General features: G+C 61.7%; 17 protein-coding genes, 2 tRNA genes and 1 pseudogene. 15 read left to right on the top strand and 5 right to left on the bottom strand.

Annotated features, from left to right (window positions below):
- The first annotated feature begins 78 nt into the window (after nt 1–78).
- The 3 genes from O3675_RS04300 to O3675_RS04310 all read left to right on the top strand — a co-directional run bounded on the left by O3675_RS04300 (nt 79) and on the right by O3675_RS04310 (nt 3,639).
- Entirely contained in the window at nt 79–1,425 is a 1,347-nt protein-coding gene (locus O3675_RS04300; RefSeq protein ID WP_371571184.1) for a bifunctional o-acetylhomoserine/o-acetylserine sulfhydrylase, read from the top strand.
- Between the two features lie 180 nt (nt 1,426–1,605).
- Nucleotides 1,606–2,934, top strand: coding sequence for a homoserine O-acetyltransferase (locus O3675_RS04305; RefSeq protein WP_371571186.1), 1,329 nt, complete (start codon nt 1,606–1,608; stop codon nt 2,932–2,934).
- Nucleotides 2,935–3,288: 354 nt separating this feature from the next.
- Nucleotides 3,289–3,639: a MerR family transcriptional regulator gene (locus tag O3675_RS04310; protein WP_044146078.1), complete on the top strand. Its 351-nt coding sequence runs from the start codon at nt 3,289–3,291 to the stop codon at nt 3,637–3,639.
- Between the two features lie 130 nt (nt 3,640–3,769).
- Here O3675_RS04310 and O3675_RS04315 read toward each other — a convergent pair whose 3' ends face one another.
- Both O3675_RS04315 and O3675_RS04320 read right to left on the bottom strand, forming a co-directional pair.
- Nucleotides 3,770–4,231 carry a TipAS antibiotic-recognition domain-containing protein gene (locus O3675_RS04315; RefSeq protein WP_371571277.1) on the bottom strand — a complete coding sequence of 154 codons (462 nt, stop codon included), beginning with the start codon at nt 4,229–4,231 and terminating at the stop codon, nt 3,770–3,772.
- A gap of 75 nt (nt 4,232–4,306) precedes the next feature.
- Nucleotides 4,307–4,585 (bottom strand): annotated as a pseudogene (locus O3675_RS04320) (MerR family transcriptional regulator); the annotation flags it as partial.
- Nucleotides 4,586–4,679: 94 nt separating this feature from the next.
- On the opposite strand from O3675_RS04320, the gene O3675_RS04325 reads away from it, so the two are divergent.
- Nucleotides 4,680–5,432 (top strand): alpha/beta hydrolase, encoded by a 753-nt coding sequence (locus tag O3675_RS04325; RefSeq protein ID WP_371571188.1) that lies wholly within the window; start codon nt 4,680–4,682, stop codon nt 5,430–5,432.
- 529 nt (nt 5,433–5,961) lie between these two features.
- Here the strand turns inward: O3675_RS04325 and O3675_RS04330 are convergent.
- Both O3675_RS04330 and O3675_RS04335 read right to left on the bottom strand, forming a co-directional pair.
- Nucleotides 5,962–7,428 (bottom strand): multicopper oxidase family protein, encoded by a 1,467-nt coding sequence (locus O3675_RS04330; protein WP_371571190.1) that lies wholly within the window; start codon nt 7,426–7,428, stop codon nt 5,962–5,964.
- 71 nt (nt 7,429–7,499) lie between these two features.
- On the bottom strand, nt 7,500–7,664 hold the full coding sequence (locus tag O3675_RS04335) for a CueP family metal-binding protein (protein WP_371571192.1): 165 nt from the start codon (nt 7,662–7,664) through the stop codon (nt 7,500–7,502).
- Here O3675_RS04335 and O3675_RS04340 point away from each other — a divergent pair.
- From O3675_RS04340 to O3675_RS04350, 3 genes are all read left to right on the top strand, one after another.
- A complete protein-coding gene (locus O3675_RS04340; RefSeq protein ID WP_371571279.1) occupies nt 7,663–7,989 on the top strand; it encodes a heavy-metal-associated domain-containing protein in 327 nt (108 codons plus the stop codon). The two genes, O3675_RS04335 and O3675_RS04340, sit on opposite strands and share 2 nt — an antisense overlap.
- Nucleotides 7,990–8,237: 248 nt before the next feature.
- On the top strand, nt 8,238–10,262 hold the full coding sequence (locus tag O3675_RS04345; protein WP_371571281.1) for a copper-translocating P-type ATPase: 2,025 nt from the start codon (nt 8,238–8,240) through the stop codon (nt 10,260–10,262).
- Between the two features lie 72 nt (nt 10,263–10,334).
- Nucleotides 10,335–10,499, top strand: coding sequence for a hypothetical protein (locus O3675_RS04350; protein WP_371571194.1), 165 nt, complete (start codon nt 10,335–10,337; stop codon nt 10,497–10,499).
- A gap of 428 nt (nt 10,500–10,927) precedes the next feature.
- Here the strand turns inward: O3675_RS04350 and O3675_RS04355 are convergent, their stop codons facing one another.
- Nucleotides 10,928–11,143 carry an RNA-binding S4 domain-containing protein gene (locus tag O3675_RS04355; protein ID WP_005507051.1) on the bottom strand — a complete coding sequence of 72 codons (216 nt, stop codon included), beginning with the start codon at nt 11,141–11,143 and terminating at the stop codon, nt 10,928–10,930.
- Nucleotides 11,144–11,375: 232 nt separating this feature from the next.
- Between O3675_RS04355 and O3675_RS04360 the strand changes: the two genes are divergently transcribed.
- From O3675_RS04360 to O3675_RS04395, 8 genes are all read left to right on the top strand, one after another.
- On the top strand, nt 11,376–12,755 hold the full coding sequence (locus O3675_RS04360; RefSeq protein ID WP_005507052.1) for a glycine--tRNA ligase: 1,380 nt from the start codon (nt 11,376–11,378) through the stop codon (nt 12,753–12,755).
- 128 nt (nt 12,756–12,883) lie between these two features.
- Entirely contained in the window at nt 12,884–13,861 is a 978-nt protein-coding gene (locus tag O3675_RS04365; protein ID WP_371571196.1) for an N-acetyltransferase family protein, read from the top strand.
- Nucleotides 13,862–14,036: 175 nt separating this feature from the next.
- On the top strand, nt 14,037–15,203 hold the full coding sequence (gene dusB / locus O3675_RS04370) for a tRNA dihydrouridine synthase DusB (protein WP_049355088.1): 1,167 nt from the start codon (nt 14,037–14,039) through the stop codon (nt 15,201–15,203).
- A gap of 137 nt (nt 15,204–15,340) precedes the next feature.
- A complete protein-coding gene (gene dnaG, locus O3675_RS04375) occupies nt 15,341–17,467 on the top strand; it encodes a DNA primase (RefSeq protein ID WP_371571199.1) in 2,127 nt (708 codons plus the stop codon).
- Nucleotides 17,468–17,683: 216 nt separating this feature from the next.
- Nucleotides 17,684–17,756, top strand: a tRNA-Asn gene (locus O3675_RS04380).
- 679 nt (nt 17,757–18,435) lie between these two features.
- Nucleotides 18,436–19,308: a phage holin family protein gene (locus tag O3675_RS04385; protein ID WP_314938881.1), complete on the top strand. Its 873-nt coding sequence runs from the start codon at nt 18,436–18,438 to the stop codon at nt 19,306–19,308.
- A 325-nt stretch (nt 19,309–19,633) separates the two neighbouring features.
- On the top strand, nt 19,634–20,839 hold the full coding sequence (locus O3675_RS04390; protein WP_005508822.1) for a glycosyltransferase: 1,206 nt from the start codon (nt 19,634–19,636) through the stop codon (nt 20,837–20,839).
- A 115-nt stretch (nt 20,840–20,954) separates the two neighbouring features.
- Nucleotides 20,955–21,028, top strand: a tRNA-Ile gene (locus tag O3675_RS04395).
- Nucleotides 21,029–21,168: the final 140 nt, after the last annotated feature.

Consider the following 21,168-nt stretch of genomic DNA (forward strand, 5'->3'; position numbering starts at 1 on the left):
CGTGACAGGACAACTCAACGACGATTCCTGTACCGCTCGGCATGCGGCCCCCTAACTATCCCCTTAGGAGAGCCAAGCATGAGCAACAACACTACCGTCCCGACTCCCGCCAACCCCGCCGGTTGGAAGTTCGAAACCCGCCAGATTCACGCGGGACAGGCACCGGATGCCACAACGGGAGCTCGGGCACTACCCATCTACCAGACCACTTCCTTCGTCTTTGACAGTGCAGAGCAAGCTGCAAACCGCTTCGCTCTCGCCGAGCTGGGCCCCATCTACACCCGCCTCAACAACCCCACCCAGGAAGTTATCGAGAACCGCATCGCCTCCCTCGAGGGCGGCGTCGGCGCGCTCCTGCTGGCCTCCGGTCAGGCGGCCATCACCTACGCAATTCTGAACATTGCCGGTGCCGGTGACCACGTGGTCGCTTCGCCCTCCGTGTACGGCGGTACCTATAACCTGCTCAAGTACACCCTCGCCGATCTCGGCATCGAAACCACCTTCGTTGAGAATCCTGACAACCTCGACGAGTGGCGCGCTGCGGTTCGCCCCAACACCAAGCTGTTCTACGGCGAGTCCGTGCCCAACCCCCGCAACGACGTGCTCGACATTGAGCCCATCGCCGCAATTGCCCACGAAAACGGCGTGCCCCTGATCGTGGACAACACCGTGCCCACCCCCTACCTGCTGCGCCCCATCGAGCACGGCGCGGATGTGGTCGTCCACTCCGCCACCAAGTACCTGGGCGGCCACGGCACCTCCATCGGCGGCGTGATTGTGGACTCCGGTAACTTCGACTACGGCGCAGACCCCGAGAAGTTCCCCAAGTTCAACCAGCCTGCCCCCGGCTACCACGGCCTGGTCTACGCACGCGATCTGGGCAAGGACTCCGCGTTCGGTGCGAACCTCTCCTACATTCTGAAGGCCCGCGTTTCGCTGCTGCGTGACACCGGTGCCGCCATCTCGCCGACCAACGCCTTCAACATCGGCATCGGTCTGGAGACCCTCTCCCTGCGCATCGAGCGCCACATCGAGAACGCCACCAAGGTCGCTCGCTGGCTCGAAGCCAACCCGCAGGTCGAGAAGGTCATCTGGGCTGGCGTGGAATCCTCCCCCTGGTACGAGCGCGCACAGAAGTACCTGCCCAAGGGCCCCGGTGCGGTGCTCGGCTTCACCCTCAAGGACGCAACCCTGGAGCAGACCCGCAACTTCGTTGACGCACTGAAGTTGCACTCCAACGTGGCGAACATCGGTGACGTGCGCTCGCTCGTGATTCATCCCGCCTCCACCACCCACGCTCAGCTTTCCACTGAGGAGCTGGAGAAGATTGGCGTGTACCCGAACTTCGTCCGCCTGGCAGTCGGTATTGAGAACATCGACGATATTCTTGCTGACCTGCAGCTGGGCTTTGACACCCTCTCCTAAACGGTGATGTAACCCGCAGGTGGACCGGTAAGCTACGGCTTTTCGGTCCACCTGCGGATTCCCCGTTACGGAGCATTTCATAAGCGCGCGGCACCGCCGCCTCGCTGCCTCAACCCGCAGACGAGTACCCCGCTCACACCCGGCACCACCTCGCCGGCCAACCCAGTGAAGGGAACCCCCATGACCGCCCAGAGCACTAGCCAGTCCGGCACCACCCAGCCCGGCACTACCAACCAGCCTGTTACCGCGCCCATCCCCGTGGCAGGCACCCAGCGCGAACACCCCGAAGCGCAAGGCTACCTGCGTCAGCTGAACATTGGCGACCTGGAGCTCGAATCCGGCGTAACCCTGCCGCAGGTCACCATCGGCTACGAAACCTGGGGCACCCTCAACGAGGCTGGCGATAACGCCATCCTGATCCTGCACGCGCTCACCGGTGACACGCATGTCTCCCGCGGCGTCCCCACCCCCGACATGCCCGCCCCGCTGATTCGCGCTATCGAATCGGACGGCTGGTGGGAAGGCATCGTGGGCCCCGGCTCGGTCGTGGACACCAACCGCTACTTCGTGATTGCTCCCAATATTTTGGGTGGCTGCTACGGTTCTACCGGTCCGTCGAGCATCGTCCCCGAGGGCTACCCGGGCGCTGGTGAGCACTGGGGTTCCCGCTTCCCGCAGGTGAGCATTCGCGACTCCGTACGTGCGGAGGCGCGTCTGGCGCGTGCCCTGGGTGTGAACAGCTTCCGCTACGTGATTGGTGGTTCCCTCGGTGGTGCTCGCGCCCTGGAGTGGGCGGCAACTAACCCCGAGCTGGTGCGCGGATGCGCGGTCATTGCCTCCGGTCCTTCGGCTACGGCGGAGCAGATTTCCTGGGCCCACACTCAGAACATTGCGATTCGTTCGGATGCGAACTTTGCCGGTGGCGACTACTATGCCGGTCCTGCACCGACTGCCGGTCTGGCTCTGGCGCGCCGTATTGCGCACACCACCTACCGTAGCCCCGCAGAGCTGGAGCACCGCTTCGGCCGCGAGGAGAACCGCGGCGAAAACACTGTGGGCGGTTCGCTGGGTGAGCCGCGCGGCCGCTACGCCATTGAAAGCTACCTGGACCACCACGGCGCCAAGCTGGTTGAGCGTTTTGACGCGAACAGCTACCTGGCTGTGAATGAGGCGCTGATTTCGCACGATGTGGCTCGTGGCCGCGGCACTCTGGCGCAGGCGCTGGCACACACCGATTGTGAGTGGACCATTGCGGCGGTGAACACAGACCGCCTGTTCTTCCCCCACGAGTCGCACCGCCTGGCGGAGGCACTGCCCACTCCGGTTACCGTGGACATTATCGAGTCGAACCACGGCCATGACGGCTTCTTGATTGAGGCGAAGCAGGTGGAGAAGATTCTGGCTCGCGCCCTGGGTGTTGAGGATGATTCCGTCGCCCCGAGTGAGGCGCAGCGTGAACGTGAAGCTTTGGAATCGATGACTCGTCTGTACGGCGCTGTTACTCGCTAACTCAACCGGCACCCGAAGGCGTTTCACGCATCCTGCTGAATGTTGTTTTATCCGAACAGTGGGTGTGGGATTGTGAGGGAATGACTGGGTATTCTCAACTGTCCTTCCGCCCACCGTGAATTAACCTTCACCCTTAGGGTTATGTAATAGAATGCCGGGCGTTCGTATGATGCGAGCGTCCGGCATTTTTTCTATCTTTATGAAGAGTGTTGTGCCAAGTCAGGGAATATTTTCCGGTTTTTGGGTGCTTTGTGGAACCTCCGCGAGATACCGCGGAAGTAGCCTCTTGTTGCACTGGAAGGTAAGGGTTCTCGGTTTGCTTTAGACCCGCTCTAACCCCATAGCATTAACGCTGTGGTAAGTATTCAAGAGGTAGCGGAGCAGTTGGGGGTGAGCACCCACGCCCTGCGCTATTACGAGAAAGAGGGGCTCATTGCGGTGCCCCGTGATGCTCACGGAACCCGTATTTTTGATGAGGAGTCTATCTCCGCAGCACGGTTTATTGCTACCTGCCGTCAGGCTGGCATGAGTCTTGCCGACATTCGCACGATTTTGAGCAATCCGGACGACCACGCCCTATCTATTGATGTGATGGAGCGTGCCCGTCAGAAGATTGAGGATGAGATTGTGGGGTTGCAGCAGAACCTTGAGCACCTGGATCGCCGTATTCAGGAGCACCGCCGTCACCTCGACGGCACCCGCTAAGTAGCTAGTCTTCTGCAGACGCGTATAAACGCCCGGTATTCCCAACGTTGGGAATACCGGGCGTTTTTCGTGCTCAGCTTTCACACTCAGCTACTCACCCCTAGTTACTGGGTATTTTCAGCCCGTAGGTTTAACCCCAAGCCGCTTTTTCCGGGTCAATACCGTGTGCACGAGCATTCTCGTAGATGACATCCCGCAACCATTCTGCGAGCCCGATCGCAAGCTTCTCGTAGTGCGCCTTGAAACGGGCATCCTCAACGTAGCCGCGGGCTAGAATAGCGTGCTTAGCGGGGGTGACCTCAAAGAAGAACAAGGAGGCGCGGTGCCGCTCGGCGAGCGTGTTCGCCTCCTCGCTACCCGGCTGCACGCCGCGGTTGAACGTCTCGACGAGGGCCTGCTCTACCTCGTCGACCTGCTGTTTGCCGGTCTGCCAGTCGGCACGGTCCATCGAGGCAGTGCGGCGCTGGTATTCAGCCCAGTCGTCAGTTTTTCCGTAACGTTCCTGCGCTTCCTGCTGGTGGGCGAGGCTGAACCCTTCGCCCATGATCTCGGCTTTTTCGGCGGCGCTGAGCTGCTTATTTTTAGGTGCCATGGTGTCCTCCAAAAGGTGTTCGATGATTTCAAGCATGCGCCCGTATGCGGCGATTTTGCGTTGAAGCATATCCCGCTGAGCGAGCAGATGCTCGGTGCTGTTCGCTTCGTCCTGCAGTATTTTGTGAATGGCATCAAGGCTCATGCCGGTGGCGCGGTATCCCATGATGACGGTGATTCGTTCAAGGTCTGTATCGGTGTAGTATCGGTACCCGTTGAACTCATCATGTGCCGGGTTGAGTAAGCCCCGCTGCTCCCAATGGTGAAGCGTGCGCACTGTGAGCCCGTGTAGTGATGCCGCTTCTCCCACGGTGTATTCGTGTTGCCCGTCAGGTGGTGTTATGTTCGCGTCCATGGTTTCACTCTAAAACCTCACGTTAGGTGAGGGTCAAGCTAGCGGCGGAACCTGCGGTGCAGGTTTGCGGGGGAGTCCTCGCTAAGATGGGTTCATGAGCGAAAACAAATACGTCGTCGAATACACCCGCCCCGAGAACGAACGTGTAGGCACCCACCTGGTGCTCATGCTGCACGGCTACGGCTCCCAGGAACACGACCTGCTGTCTCTGGCGGCGCATCTTCCGCAGGAGGGCTTCACCTACGCCTCCATGCGTGCACCGCAGCCGGTTGGCAGCCAGTTCTCCGCGGACTCGACCGGCGCCTACATTGCCGCAGACGCTATCGGCTACCAGTGGTACCCGCTGAACCAGCAGCTAGAATCTGACCAGCGCGCCATTGAGCAGGCGAGCGACTACGTGCTGGAGTGGGTGCGCGCGAACCGTGAACCGTACGCTTCGGTGACCTTGCTGGGCTTCTCGCAGGGTATGGCCATCGCAACTTCGATGGTGCGTCACGCTCCCGGCGAGTTTGCCGCCGTGGTAGGTTTGTCTGGCTACGCGGTGGACTCTGACTCGCCGTACTTCAAGGACGAGGAGCTGAAGAAGACCGAACTGCCGGTGTTCTTTGGTCGTGACCAGGAAGACCCCGTCATCCCGCAGGAGATAGTGAACTACACCTACGACTGGATCCGCAAATACACTGACGGCATTAAGGTGCTGTACGCCGGTGCGGGTCACGGCGTGAGCGCTATGGAGATTCGCCATGTGGGCGAGTTCCTGGAGGTGAAGGTGCAGGGTAAGGAGCCGCGTGTTCGTGCGCAGAAGGTTGCGGAGGCGACCGGCGCCGTGGAAGGCTCCGACGCCTAAATCGACTATATGGAAAGCCCCCGGGTCTGACGACTCGGGGGCTTACGTGTAGTTCCGTTTGGAAAGGTGGTTATCGTCCTCGTTCCTACAGGGCACCCGCCCTCGCTTCGCTTCGGGCACCCTGATGTCACTTCGGACGATACCGCCTTTCCGTGCTGGGGTGCTGTGCGGGTGCGGCCGCGTTTTCCGGATGCGCCCTCAGGGTGTCAGCCCGGACGCTCTCCGTAGCGAAGCAAGGAGGAAGCGGAGCGTCCGGGTGACGGGTGCCCCTGCGTAGGCGCGGAGGAAATATGCGGCGCCCCGCCCCTGCTTAGTGAGGGGAGGAACGAGGGGGAGCACCGCGGCAACCACGATGGCGGCTCTGCGGGGTGTGCTCGGCATGGATTAGATCTTCTTATTCCGGGGCGGTGGGGAAGAAGACGGTGTTCTGGTTGTCCCGGAAGGCCACACACCGAGAAGGTCGTCGTGCTGCCCGGTGGGTGGTCTGTAGCGACTCTGCCCACCTCGGCACTCAACCCTGCTGTGGGGGTTACGTGTAGCGAAGCGAGCTGAACATCCCGGTTTCCATGTGATAGGCGTTATGGCAGTGAAATGCCCACTCACCGGGGTTCTCAGCGATCAGGTCGGCGATTATGGTTTCACCGCCGCGGAGAAGGACGGTGTCCTTGCGTAGCCCGCCGCTGCCGGGCAGCGACCACGTGTGGCCGTGGATGTGCATGGGATGGGGCATCATGGTCCTGTTGCGCATGACCATCCGCAGGCGCTGGCCCTCCTGCACGGTCGCGGAGGAGGATTGGCCGTCGGTGAGAATGCTCCATTTATACGGCATCATCTGCCCGTCCAGGTCGATGCTGACTTCTCGGTCTGGTGTGCCCTCGGGCAGGAGTGCACGGTCTGCTGGCTTCAGAGAGGACAGAAGCAGTCCGGTGGACGACAACTCGGGGAAGTCGACATCGGGGCTGGGGGCCTGGCCGCCGGCGGTGCGGATGACGGCGAAGGCGCGGTCGTTCTTACCCACCGCCAAAGCCGTGAGCGGGAAGACGCCGTCGCCGAGGATGACCTCGACGTCGACACGCTCGCCCATAGACAGGTAGATCGATTCGGTCTCCACGGGCTGGACAGGGAAGCCGTCGGTGTGGGTAACGGTCATGCGATGACCCCCGAGGGCCACCTTGAAGATGGTGTCACCGCCGGAGTTGATAAACCGCAGGCGGACCTTGTTGCCCGGGCGAGCCTCGAAGGTCCGGTGAGCACGGGGGATACGTCCGTTGATGAGGTAGTACGGATACATCACATCGCCGGCATCCCCGCCCAGTACCCGGTCCGGGGTGCCGTGATCTCCCATTCCCATCTTCCCGTGATGGTCGCCCGAACCCATTCCGGTGAGCTTGTCGAGCTCATCATTGGGAGTGCCCTGAATGCCATCGACCCAGTCGTCGAGCACGATGGTCCACTCGACGTCATGGTCCTCAGCGTCTTGCGGGTCACGGATGATCAGTGGGGCGTGGAGGCCGCGATCAAGCTGCAGGCCGGCGTGGGAATGGTAGAAGTAGGTGCCACCGTGGGGGACTTTAAAAACATAGGAGAAAGACTTGCCAGGTTCAATGGGGTCCTGGGTCATGCCGGGCACACCGTCGGCTGCGTTGTGGAGTGCGATGCCATGCCAGTGGATGGAGGTGCTCTCAGGCAGTTCATTGGTGATATCGACCTGGAGGACGTCGCCGACGGTGGCCTCAATGGCCGCATCCCCGGTGTTAGAGACGTATCCCCACGTCTTGGCTTCGATTCCGCCGATATCCAGGGAGAGGGGCCGGGCGGTCAGCGTCCGGCGCACCGTCGGCTCACCGAGCGCAGTGGAGGTGGGAGTGGGGCGAAGGGAGGGACCTGGTGTCGAGGTAGCGGGTCCAGGGTTGCTGGTGCAGGCGGCCAAGGCTCCGGTGCCGGCGAGGGTGAGCCCGCCGAGCAGAAACTGTCGTCGGGGAAACGTGTTCGTCATGATTTAACCTTTCTTGGTGCAAGATTTCAGTGATATGGGAGACAGGCGCAGGTGAGGACTCTGCTGAGCCATCACGTCAGGCGCAGGTCTGTGACACAGGTGGCACCGTCGTCGGTGGTGGAAAACTCCGTGGTGCCGGTACGCCCCTGGTAGCTGACCTCAATCAGGCCGATGGCATCATCGGGAAGCCAGAAGCCAATAAACCCATTGTCGAAGGTGTTTGTCGCCTCGTCCATCAGCGCCTCCCCGCCCCGCCTCTTGCCGATGGCCTCCCACGGCTGCAGCTGTTGCGGACCTGCCTCACGTGCCGACACCGTCTCCAACCCTGCCGCCAGCGACTCGTCAGCAGGAGGGTCCTCCTCTAGCTACCAAGTCACCGGCCTGACCTGCGGGCGCTGCGCGAAAAGTGTGACCCAGGCCCTTCAGGCCCTCCCCCAGGTCCACGACGTCCAGGTTGATCTCGCTGCTGGTGATGTTTCCACCGTCACGGTCACCGGTGTCGTACCTCCGGAGATGGTTCGCCGGGCTATCGAGGCGACCGGCTACACCGTCTTATCCTGATCGATTTACCCATCATCTCGACCCCGACCGGGTTGAGCGAAAGGAACGTCATGAACACTCCCCACCATTCCGGCGATCACCCCGCTCCGGAAACAGACCACACCCACCACCCGGATCATGCCAGCCACGAACACCACGCAGACGCCGACACCCACGGCCAGGCGATGCACCACGGTCACCCGCACTCTGCCCTGGACGAAGACCACCAGGTTCATGGTCACGGCGAACACGCCGGGCACAGCACCGCAATGTTTCGGGAACGCTTCTGGTGGTCACTGATTCTGTCCATTCCCGTCGTTATTTTCAGCCCCATGGTCGCCCACCTGCTCGGCTACCCCCTCCCGGAATTCCCCGGATCCACCTGGATTCCCCCGGTACTGGACACGATCATCTTCGTCTACGGCGGAACGCCTTTCCTCAAGGGCGGATGGAAGGAACTGAAATCCCGCCAACCCGGGATGATGCTCCTGATTGCCATGGCCATCACCGTGGCGTTTGTCGCCTCCTGGGTCACCACTCTGGGGCTGGGCGGTTTTGACCTGGACTTCTGGTGGGAGCTGGCCCTGCTGGTGACCATCATGCTGCTGGGCCACTGGCTGGAAATGCGCGCTCTCGGGGGTGCGTCCTCCGCGCTTGACGCGCTGGCTGCCCTGCTGCCGGATGAGGCCGAGAAAGTCATCGATGGGACCACCCGCACCGTGGACATCTCCGAGCTGGTCGTCGGCGACGTCGTGCTGGTGAGGGCCGGTGCCCGGGTGCCGGCCGACGGAACCATCATCGACGGAGCCGCCGAATTCGATGAGGGGATGATCACCGGCGAATCCCGTCCCGTCTTCCGCGACACCGGTGATAAGGTGGTCGCCGGTACCGTGGCCACCGACAACACCGTCCGCGTCCGGGTGGAGGCTACCGGCGGGGACACCGCCTTGGCCGGGATCCAACGCATGGTTGCCGACGCACAGGAGTCCTCCTCCCGGGCCCAGGCCCTGGCGGATCGGGCGGCGGCGTTGTTGTTCTGGTTTGCGCTGATCTCTGCTCTGATCACCGCGGTGGTGTGGACCACCATCGGCAGCCCGGACGATGCCGTGGTGCGCACGGTCACGGTGCTGGTCATCGCCTGCCCGCACGCCTTGGGCCTGGCGATTCCGCTGGTCATTGCGATTTCCACCGAGCGGGCCGCGAAATCCGGGGTGCTCATCAAGGACCGGATGGCGCTCGAGCGGATGCGCACCATCGACGTGGTGCTCTTCGATAAAACCGGCACCCTGACCGAGGGCGCGCACGCGGTCACCGGTGTCGCGGCAACTGTCGGCGTCACCGAGGGCGAGCTGCTGGCCCTGGCCGCCGCCGCGGAGGCCGACAGCGAGCACCCCGTGGCCCGCGCCATCGTGGCGGCCGCGGCCGCCCATCCCGAGGCCTCTCGTCGGCAAATCCGTGCAACTGGTTTCAGCGCCGCCTCCGGCCGGGGGGTCCGGGCCACTGTCGATGGCGCTGAGATCCTCGTGGGCGGGCCGAACATGCTGCGCGAGTTCAACCTCACCACCCCGGCCGAGCTCACCGACACCACCAGCGCCTGGACCGGGCGTGGGGCCGGTGTGCTCCATATTGTCCGCGACGGTCAGATTATCGGTGCGGTGGCCGTCGAGGACAAGATCCGCCCCGAATCCCGCGCCGCTGTGAAAGCCCTGCAGGACCGCGGGGTGAAGGTCGCGATGATCACCGGTGACGCGCAGCAGGTGGCCCATGCGGTTGGCCAGGACCTGGGGATTGATGAGGTCTTCGCCGAGGTCCTGCCCCATGACAAGGACACCAAGGTCACCCAGTTACAGGAGCGTGGCCTGAGCGTGGCCATGGTCGGCGACGGTGTCAACGACGCCCCGGCACTGGCCCGCGCCGAGGTCGGCATCGCCATCGGGGCCGGCACGGATGTGGCAATGGAATCCGCCGGAGTGGTCCTGGCCAGTGACGATCCCCGGGCAATATTGTCGATGATTGAGCTCTCGCAGGCCAGCTACCGCAAGATGATCCAGAACCTCATCTGGGCGTCCGGTTACAACATCTTGTCCGTGCCCCTGGCCGCCGGCGTGCTCGCCTCTAGCGGCATTCTGCTTCCCCCGGCTGCTGCTGCGGTGTTGATGTCGCTGTCGACGATTGTGGTGGCGCTTAACGCTCAGTTGCTGCGCCGGATTGATCTGGACCCTGCCCACCTGGCTCCCACCAGTCCGAAGGAAGAACACACCACTCCTACTCCGGCATCCACCGCCGTCCACTGATCCACCACTTCTCTCCACTGCCCCATATGACCCTGAAAGGCTCCACCATGAAGCGCACCCTTTCAGGGTCATATGGGGACCACGGACGAGATGGGTGGAATGGATCACGGCGTGAGCGCCATGGAGATCCGCAATGTGGGCGAGTTCCTGGAGGTGAAGGTGCAGGGTAAGGGGCCGCGTATTCGCGCGCAGAAGGTTGCGGAGGCGACCGGCACCGCGGAAGGCTCTGACGCCTAAATCGACTATATGGAAAGCCCTCGGGTCATTACGACTCGAGGGCTTTACGTTGAGCTTTTGCTTCCGCGTGGAATGCGCGGTTCCGCTTGGAAAGGTGGTTATCGTCCTCGTTCCTACAGAGGCTGGGTGGGTGGGACGCTATACCCTTCCTCCGCTCCTGCAGGGGCACCCGCCGCACCCGGACGCTCCGCTTCTCCTGGCTTCGCGGCGGAGAGCGCCCGGGTGGGCACCCTGATGTCGCTTCCGGAGGGTATAGCTACCCTCGGCTCTGGTGAGGTGCGCGCGGAGGGGCGGTGTCGTCCGTAGTGACATCAGGGTGCCCGAAGCGAAGCGAGGGCGGGTTCCCTGTAGGAACGAGGAAGAGCACCGCCCCTCACAGATTCCGCCACCTCATCGTTCCTAGGCCCCAAACGTGTAATCAGACGGTGCTAGTCCTCGTGCGCAACCTTCACAGTCACGCCGTTGAGGGTCACGGTGTCGCCGGGGTGCAGCTGCTTGCCGCGTGCTTCTTCAATGTCGCCGTTGACCTTTACCAGGCCGTGCTGAATGACCTCGCGTGCCTGCGCGCCGTCCTCTACGAGGTTGGCGAGCTTGAGGAACTGGCCGAGGCGGATCATGTCGTCGCGAATAAAAATTTCTTCCATGCTCTCTAGTTTATCCCGCTGGGTACATCCTGGCGTCCGGCAAAAATGGGGGAGTGGTGGGTTGGGTAGGCATACCCAGGGGTGGGGTGGTGATGGTACCCTAGTGTCTTGCATCAAAAAGTGTGCATATTGCGCCGATGAGCGCGAATACGGGCGCCCCGTTCTGGGCGGCGTCCCTTATGAACCCGAACTCACGCACGTCACAGCCGGTGGCGGGGCAGAAGGAGTAACTATGGCTGAAAAGTCCACCCTCGATAACGTTATTGCGCTCGCGAAGCGCCGCGGCTTTGTTTTCCAGGCCGGTGAAATTTACGGCGGTTCCCGCTCTGCGTGGGACTACGGCCCCCTCGGTGCAGAGCTGAAGGAAAACATCCGTCAGCAGTGGTGGCAGCGTTTCGTCCGCTCCCGTGCGGACATGGTTGGCCTGGACTCCTCTGTTATTCTGCCTCGTGCGGTGTGGGAGGCATCCGGTCACGTGGCGACCTTCACCGACCCGCTGGTTGAGTGCCTGTCGTGCCACAAGCGTCTGCGTCAGGATCACCTGCTGGAGAACTTTGAGGCGAAGAAGGGCCGCGCGGCTGAGGGCATGGAAGAGATTGCTTGCCCGAACTGTGGTACTCGCGGTGAGTGGACTGAGCCGCAGAACTTCTCCGGTCTGATGAAGACTTACCTGGGCCCGGTTGATAATGAGGAGGGTCTGCACTTCCTGCGCCCGGAGACCGCTCAGGGTATTTTCGTGAACTTCAACAATGTGGTCACTGCTTCTCGTAAGCGCCCGCCGTTCGGTATTGGCCAGATTGGTAAGTCGTTCCGTAACGAGATCACTCCCGGTAACTTCATCTTCCGTACTCGTGAGTTCGAGCAGATGGAAATTGAGTACTTTGTGCACCCGGATGACGCTGATAAGTACTTCAACGAGTGGGTTGAGGACTGCTGGAACTGGTTCGTTGACCTGGGCATTAACCCGGATAACATGCGCCGCTTCGACGTTCCTAAGGAGGAGCGTGCGCACTACTCGGCTGGCACTATTGACGTTGAGTACCGCTTCGGCTTCCAGGGTTCCGAGTGGGGCGAGCTGATGGGCGTTGCGAACCGTACCGACTACGACCTGGGCGTGCACAACGAGCACTCCAACGCGAAGCTTGAGTACTTCGACCAGGCGACCGGTGAGCGTTACGTGCCGTACGTGATTGAGCCGTCCTTCGGTCTGACCCGCTCCATGATGGCGTTCCTTGTTGACGCATACGTCGAGGACGAGGCACCGAACACTAAGGGTGGCGTGGATAAGCGCGTCGTGCTGAAGCTTGACCCGCGCCTGGCGCCGGTGAAGGCAGCTGTTCTGCCGCTGTCGAAGAAGGCTGAGCTGTCTGAGCCGGCAACTAAGCTGGCGAATGAGCTGCGTGGCCTGTGGAACGTGGACTACGACGAGGCGGGCGCTATTGGCCGCCGTTACCGCCGCCAGGATGAGATCGGTACCCCGTTCTGCATCACCGTGGACTTTGACACTCTCGAGGATCAGGCTGTGACCATCCGCGAGCGTGACACCATGAACCAGGAGCGTGTGGCTCTGGATCAGGTGAAGTCCTACCTGGCTGCACGCCTGGCAGGCTAAAAATAATTCATAACACGGTCGGCGGGTAGCCTCTTAGAGCGAAAGAGGCTACCCGCCGTCGTGTATTTAGGCTACCCTGGTTAGACTGATTGGCACGTTTGACGCGAGCGAAGGAAAGGTGCACGGATATGGCTGAACGCCTCAGCGAAAAATTTGAGATTCGCCCTTGGCAGGAGGGTGATGACCTTGCCCTGCTTGAGATTTGGAACTCTGCCCGCAATGAGGTTGAGGAGCGCCAGCGTGGCCTTTTCGGCCCGGATACGGATGCGCCGTTTAGCCGCACCCTGGTGGTGACTGCTTCGGGTGTGCCGGTGGCTGCGGGTACTGTGGTTGCTTCGCTGTTGCATCCGACACGTTTGTGGTCCTATGTGGAGGTTGCGGCTGATCACCGCCGTCAGGGTATTGGTACCGCGCTGCTGAATGCGTTGCGTGAGATTGCGGCGGCGCACGGTCAGACCACGGCTCTGCGTGTGAAGTTGGCGCCGTTTAGTGACGGTGAGGAGTTTGCGCAGGCTGCTGGCATGAAGCTGATTCAGCGTTCCCGTATGGTGCGTGTGGAGCCGGGGGCGATTCCTCCGGTGTCTTTGCGTGAGGATGCTGACGGTAACGAGACTCAGGCGATTGAGGATTTGGCGACCGGTTCGGTTGAGCTGACCGCCGCGCTGTGGGATTTCTACCGCCGCGCCCACGAGTGGGATGTTCCTGCTGAAGTGGGCCTGGGCACGGTGAACCGCTACTTCCTCTCGGATGAGGTGCGTGCTTTTGGAGCCGTGGTGCTTCGTGACCATATTCGTGAGGCTGCTGCCGAGGGTAAGAAGGGCCCGATTGTTGCGTTTGCGGTGAGCTACCACCCCTTTGAGACTGACCCGGAGGCGGCGCTGGTGAATGAGAACACCGCCACCGAATTGCTGCTGGGCTACGACTTCGATAATGAGGGCGCTGTGGAGGCGATTATGCAGGTGCTGTCCCTGCTGAGCGCTAAGTATCCGGTGCTGGTTGAGGTTGACGACGCCATGGAGGCGCTGGTTCAGGTAACCGACGTGCTGCTGCGCGCCGGTACTGCTTCGGTGGAGGGCGACCCGACCTATATTTACGTAACCGAGTAGGTTCGCGGTATTGAGCCTGCTGGCTGACTCTTGCTGAAGGGGCGGGGGAGCGTACTGCTTCCCTGCCCCTTGTGCGTACCTGCGCCTCCTCACGGTTGCTGAGCTTGCACTGCGTTCCTGTACCCCCTCAGCTGAGTCCGGTTCTCGATTTGCCCCCGTATGCCACAATATAGGGGTGAATTCTGAAGCACCCCGTCTTACCCTTCCGCCCCTGAAACTGGGCAATCTGACCGTTGATACTCCCGTGGTTCTCGCCCCGATGGCCGGCGTGACCAATAAGGCTTTCCGCCGCCTCTGCAGTGAATATGGCGGCGGCCTGTACGTTACCGAAATGGTGACTGCGCGCGCCCTGGTGGAGCGTAAGCCCGAGTCTATGCGCATTATTGAGCATGACCCGGACGAGAAGATCCGCTCCATCCAGATTTACGGTGTGGACGCGGTCAACGTCGGTAAGGCTGTGCGCATGGTCGTTGAAGAGGACCGTGCAGACCACATTGACTTGAACTTTGGCTGCCCGGCTCCTAAGGTGACTCGCCGCGGTGGCGGTGCCGCCCTGCCCTGGAAGACTGACCTGTTCACGGCGATTGTGCAGACCGCGGTGAAGGAGGCGTCCCGCAACGATATTCCGCTGACCATTAAGATGCGTAAGGGCATTGACGATGACCACATTACGTTCTTGGAGTCCGCCAAGATTGCTCGTGATGCCGGCGTTGCGGCGATTGCCCTGCACGGCCGTACTGCGGCGCAGCATTATTCGGGTAAGGCTGACTGGGATTCGATTGCGCAGCTGCGTGAGCTGATTCCCGATGTGCCGATTCTGGGTAATGGCGATATTTTCTCCGCCGAGGATGCGGTGCGTATGGTTGAGCAGACCGGCGTGGACGGCGTGGTGATTGGCCGCGGCTGCCAGGGTCGCCCGTGGCTGTTTGGTGACCTGCAGAATGCGTTTGAGGGTTCGTCGGAGCGTATCCGCCCGACCCTGACTGAGGTGTCGGACATGATTTACCGCCACGCAGAACTGCTGGTGGAGACCTTTGGCGATGAGACCCGCGGCCTGCGCGAGATTCGCAAGCACGTGGCGTGGTACTTCAAGGGCTACCCGGTCGGTGGCGAGCTGCGCGCGAAGATGGCTCAGGTGCCCGACCTGGCGACGTTCCGTGAGCTGATTGCTCAGCTGGATCACTCGATTGGTTACCCTGGTGCCGCCGTGGAGGGTTCGCGCGGCCGCGCCGGCAGCCCCAAGCAGCCGCACCTGCCCGATGGCTGGCTGGATTCGCGCATCCTGGGGGACGCTGAGCGTCTGGGCCTGGCGGAGGCTGAGCTGGATATTTCCGGCGGCTAAACACCTGTACTTGTGTGCCGCGGCGTGCTGTTTGCGCGTCGCGGCGCATCCTTTTTGTGAGCATGTTCGTGCGTTATTTCCCGCGCCTATAACGCCTGCAGAGACTACCTGTTGACCCTCACCGTAGAATTGAGTTTATGGCTGGATTAATCCGCAAAGAAGACATTGATGAAGTCCGCGCCCGTACCGATATCCGCGAAATCATTGAAGGCTATGTGAGCCTCAAAAGCGCCGGTATAGGCACCTTCAAGGGGCTGTGCCCGTTCCACGACGAGCGCACGCCCTCCTTCAATGTGCGCCCGCAGGTTGGCTCGTACCACTGCTTTGGCTGCGGTGAATCCGGTGACGTGTACTCCTTCGTCATGGCGATGGAACACACCAGCTTCGTTGAGACGGTGGAGCGTCTAGCCGCCCGTATTGGTTACACCCTGCACTATGAGGGCGGTAAGCCCGGCGACCGCTACGAGGCGGGTATGCGCCGCCGCCTGCTCGACGCGCACAAGATTGCCGCCGAGTTCTTTGAACGTAACCTCTACAGCGCTGATGCTCAGGAGGCGCAGCGCTTCCTCGGCGCCCGCGGTTTCGATCCCGCCGCAACCCGCAAGTTCGGTGTCGGCTACGCCCCGCGCGGCTGGGACCACCTGCTCAAGCACCTTCGCTCCCAGGGTTTCACTGATGAGGAGCTGAAGGCTACCGGCATGTTCTCGGAGGGCAACCGCGGCCTGTACGACCGATTCCGCGGCCGCATCATCTGGCCCATCCGCACCATCGCCGGTGAAACCATCGGTTTCGGTGCCCGCCGCCTCTTCGACGACGACCAGGGCCCCAAATACCTGAACACCCCCGAGACGCAGCTCTACAAGAAATCCCAGGTGCTCTACGGCATTGACCTGGCAAAACGCGATATGACCAAGACCAAGCAGGTCGTCATCGTGGAAGGCTACACGGACGTCATGGCGGCACACCTCGCCGGCATCACCACCGCCGTTGCCACCTGCGGCACCGCGTTCGGTCCCGGCCACATCAAGATGGTGCGCCGCATGATTACCGACGACGGCTCCGGCGGCGAAATCATCTTCACCTTCGACGGTGACGCCGCAGGCCAGAAAGCCGCCATGACAGCCTTCCAGGAGGACCAGCGCTTCGTTGCGCAGACCTTCGTGGCGGTTGCCGAGAACGGCATGGACCCCTGCGACCTGCGCCTACACAAGGGCGACGCCGCCGTGCGCTCCCTGATTGCTTCGCGCCGTCCGCTCTTCGAGTTTGCGATTGATTCGACCCTCGCCAAGTACGATTTGGCGACCCTTGAAGGTCGCGTGCTGGCGATGCGCGCTATCGCCCCGATTATTGCCGGCATTAAGGACCGCGACCTGCGCCCCGCCTACATGCGTAAGGTCTCCGGTCAGCTCGGCCTGGAGCTCGACGAGATTCAGCGCGCAGTGGCGTACGCGCAGAACCACCCGAAGCTTTCCCGCTCCCAGCAGGCGGAGGCTCCCGCCGCCGCGCCGCGTTACGAGCGTCTGAACGAGGGGCCGCAGGGCGTGCCGGGCACGCCGGGCTATACGGGTGCGCCGGGTTACGCGGGTGCGCCGGGCTATACGGGTGCTCAGGGCGCAGTTCATGCTGACGCGCCCTACGACCCCGCCTACGACGCACCGCCACCGGAAGACCACGCCGCACCCAGCGCCTACGCCGGGCAGAACGCCGCCGCGCACCCGCCGAGCAACATTCAGCCTACCGCACCCCAGCCGGAGGCGCCCGCCCCCGCCGTCGAGGAATTCCTCACCCCCGACCCGCGCGACCCGGTTGCCCGCCTCGAAAAGGCGGCGCTCGAGATTGCCCTGCAACACCCCGAGCTCATCAGCGTGGAACAGTGGCGCAACCTCGCCACCGTGCAGTTCCGCTACCGCACCCACCGCGAGGTGGCCGCCGGCATTATCCACGCCGCAACCGTCATGGCACCTACCCCCGGCATCGAATGGATCAACTGCGTACGCTCCGGCGCTGTGGAGGGTGTACACCCCGCCATTGCGGAACTTGCCGTCTCACCGCTACCGGTCAGCAGCGCTGAGCGTCTGCCCGGTTTTGTGACTGGCGCGCTCAATGCCCTATTCGAACAGCAGATTGCCCGCCAAAAATCCGACCTGATGATGCGCCTAGAGCAGCTCAGCGCCAACCCCGACGACGAAGAGTTCGAAGCGGTACAGCGTCAGCTCCTCGAACTGGAAATGCGCCGCCGCCAGCTCAGCGCACAGCGCGGCTAAGTACGGTTCTTCCGCTACGCCCCGGCAATCTGCCGAATGTCCTGTGTTCTGCAGGTTGCCGGGGAATACCGCGGGGTAGAAGCCTCCCTCACCACCCAAACCAGCCACGCAACCCAAAGAGTGATGCACTTCATAGCATTTCAAGTTGCGGAGCCCAAATTGCCCCGGTATAGTTATTACTCGTTGCAAGGGAAACCGGCAACGAAAACAAAATAATCCCCCGTAGCTCAATTGGCAGAGCATTCGACTGTTAATCGAAGGGTTACTGGTTCGAGTCCAGTCGGGGGAGCAGATATAGCAAGAACCCCCGAGGCTTCGCCTCGGGGGTTCTTGCTATATACGTTCCTCAGACTCGAACCAGTAACCCCTCGGGCTTACGCCCTCGGCGAGGCAAAGATTTTTGGTTCCTCGCGCGCTCGGAAAATCTTCGCCTCGCTAGTTCGAGTCCAGTCGGAACGTTCTCTCCAAACCGTGTACCAGTAACCCCTCGGGCTTGCGCCCTCGGCGGGATAATGGTTTTTACTTCCTCGCGCGCTCGGAAAATCTTCGCCTCGCTAGTTCGAGTCCAGTCGGAACGGTCTCTTCAAGTCATGAATGAGTAACTCCTCGGGCTTACGCCCTCGGCGAGGCAAAGATACTTCACCCTGTAAAAATGTACCCTGCAAAAATGTGAAGTCTAACGCACAGAGAAGTTCCTCGCCCACATCAACCACACGCCCACTCGGCGCGTAACGGGGGAGCGGCGCATCGGCATCCTCTTACGCCTACTCCAGAGCAAATCCACAGGGACAACAAAACCCAGAAAGCTACGCCCGCAGCTCAATGCAGCCTCCAGAAAGTCGAAAATACCTGAAGAGATAGCGCAAACCCCCACCCAAACGGTCACGCGGAGGTATCATAAGGGGCTAAACTATAGGAGGTGGAGTGCGAAAAAGAAGCCTCCAAAAACACGTCACGGAGAGGTGGTCATGACCACTACTACTAATCCCAAGGCACCCAAGCGTTTCTTTGCTGGCATCAGCGGGATTAAGTCCGGCGTCGCGAACATCATCGACGCTGGCAAAACCTTCAAGACCCTCGGACCCAGCCAGGTCAAGGACGAAATCCAGATTGCAAAGCACGAGCTGAAGACCAAGGGCATCGCCGTTGGTAAGGGCGCAGCCTTCTTCGGCGTCGCAGCAGTCTTCGGTCTGTTCCTGATCATTGCGCTGGTCGCCGCAGCAATCCTCGGCCTCGGCACCGTCATGCCCTACTGGGCATCCGCACTGGTCTTCGCCCTCGTCTTCCTCATCGTCCTGGCAATCTGCGCCCTGGTCGGTCTGAAGAAGGTCAAGGCACAGCTGCCGTTCAAGCCCGAATCCGCAATCTTCGGTCTGCTCTTCGACCTCGGCGTACTCAAGGAAGGTACCGCCATGTCCGCTGAGCGCCTGAAGAAGGAACAGGCAGAGCGTGCAGAGCAGAAGGCTAAGGAAGCTGAAGAAGCAGCAGAACGCGCACGTCAGGAAGCTGAAGAGCGCAAGGCACGCGGCGAGGAAGAGCCCAAGCCGCCGACCTTCGAAGAGCTCAAGCAGCGCACCGCAGAACGCCGCCAGCACCTGGCAGCCCTGCGCGACGACCTGCAGTCCTACACCGGCGACGTTCAGAACAACACCCAGCAGGCTCTGGACGCTCTCAAGGCAGTTCCCTCCGAGGTTGCTGCAGGTGCAGCAGCTACCGGCCGCGGCCTGGCAGAGAACGTGCGCAAGCCCGAGGTTCTGCAGGCACGCTGGAAGTCCTTCGCAGCACTGGGCGCATCCATTGCAACCGTCCTGCACTTCCTGAACCGCCTGGTACGCCGCTAAGCACTGTTCGCCGCTAAACCTAGCCGCCGCTCAACCGGCGCAGGTTTAACGCCAAGCGTCCAAACGCCCCGATCATCGTATCGGGGCGTTTGTGCGTCTACAGGCAGGTTGCAGGCTCCCGTCTCAACGGGAGGTTTAGAGGTAACTCCCAGCCAAAGCCGCCCGCCACAAGTCGGAGAAGGACGTAGCTCACAGGTAGAATAGACAAGTGCTGTACGTACTGGACCCACCCGGTGCACGCGGCAGACAGAGGTAGAAGCGGCGCACCGTCGCACCCGAAACCCCAAAGTCACCGACACACTACACCCCGATGAGGAGCCCCGTCATGGAACAGGCAAAGACGATTCTGATTGGCGCAGAAACCTACCCGCCGGACATCAACGGTGCAGCGCAATTCGGTCACCGCCTCGCCACCTCCATGCTCAAGCGAGGCCACTCCGTGCACGTAGTCGCCGCCAGCCCCATCCCCGGCCCCAGCTACCGCACCGAAGTAGAGGGCGGCATTGTTGAGCATCGTCTGCGTTCGCACCTGCCTCCGACCCACGAGACGAACCGCATCTGCATCCCCTGGGAGATTTGGTCCGAGGTTGGTGCAATCCTTGACGAGGTGCGCCCGGACGTGGTGCACGTGCAGTGCCACTACATTATTGGCCGAGCCCTGATTTTCCAGGCGAAGCGCCGCGGTATCCGTGTCATCGCAACGAACCACTTCATGCCGGCGAACCTTGACCCGTTCCTGCCCTTCCCCGATCCCGTGAAGCGTGTGATTGAGAAGGTCACCTGGAAGGACATGCGTTTCTGCTTCTCCAAGACTGCGGTCGTTACCACCCCCACCCAGATCGGTGCGGATGCGATGCGCGACCTGGGTCATTTTGACCGCCCCGTCATGCCGGTTTCTAACGGTATTGAAATCAGCGACTACGAGTTGCCTGAGGGAGCGGACGCCGGTAAGGTTCCCGGTGAGCTGCGTATTGCCTTCGTGGGTCGCCTTGCCGAAGAGAAGAACGTGGACGTGCTCATCGAGGCACTCTCCCTGCTGCCCGATACCCTCGAGCACGTGGTGCTGGATATTGCCGGTGGCGGCGAGCTGCGTGAGGCTCTCGAGCAGAAGGCACACGATTGCGGCGTGTCCGACCGTGTGATTTTCCGTGGCTTCGTTCCGGATGAGCATCTGCCCGAGGTGTACCAGATGGCTGACGTGTTCTGCCAGCCCGGTACCGCCGAGCTGCAGTCCCTGGTTTCCCTGGAGGCGATGAGCGCCTCCACCCCCGTGGTGCTCGCGAACGCGCTGGCTCTGCCGCACCTGGTGGAGGACGGTGTGAACGGCTACCTCTTCGAACCCAATAACGCTCAGGATTTGGCGAAGAAGCTGGAGGCGGTGCTCTCCCTGCCCGCCGCTGAGCGCGAGCAGATGGGCCGCGAGTCCCGCCGTATCGTGGGCTTCCACAGTGCTGAGAACACCTGGCGCACCTTCGAGGAGCTGTACGTGAGTGACGCTCCGTACCAGCGCTACCTGGATTCGCGCCGCTAAGCTTCTCTAGATTCTGAGCGTTGAGTAGGAGTAGAGTGTTTTTCGTTCTCAGCCGCCGTTCAGGTACTCTAGAGGATGGTGCTGGCACCCATAGCGTGCCGTCACTGCACCGGATGGGGAGTTAGCTCAGCCGGTTAGAGCAGGGGACTCATAATCCCTTGGTCGCGGGTTCGAGCCCCGCACTCCCTACGGCCCCGCCCGTCGACTTCACCCACTTGTCGGCGGGCGGGGCTTTTTCGTGTTCTTTTTGTCGTACACTCAGGGCGCCTATTTTCGTGCATGGAATGCATCAACGGTGATGAAAATGAGTAAATGACGAACGAAGACGC

Origin of the sequence: Rothia sp. 27098_8_27 (genome assembly GCF_041432805.1) — a bacterium.
Classification (GTDB): Bacteria; Actinomycetota; Actinomycetes; order Actinomycetales; family Micrococcaceae; genus Rothia; species Rothia mucilaginosa.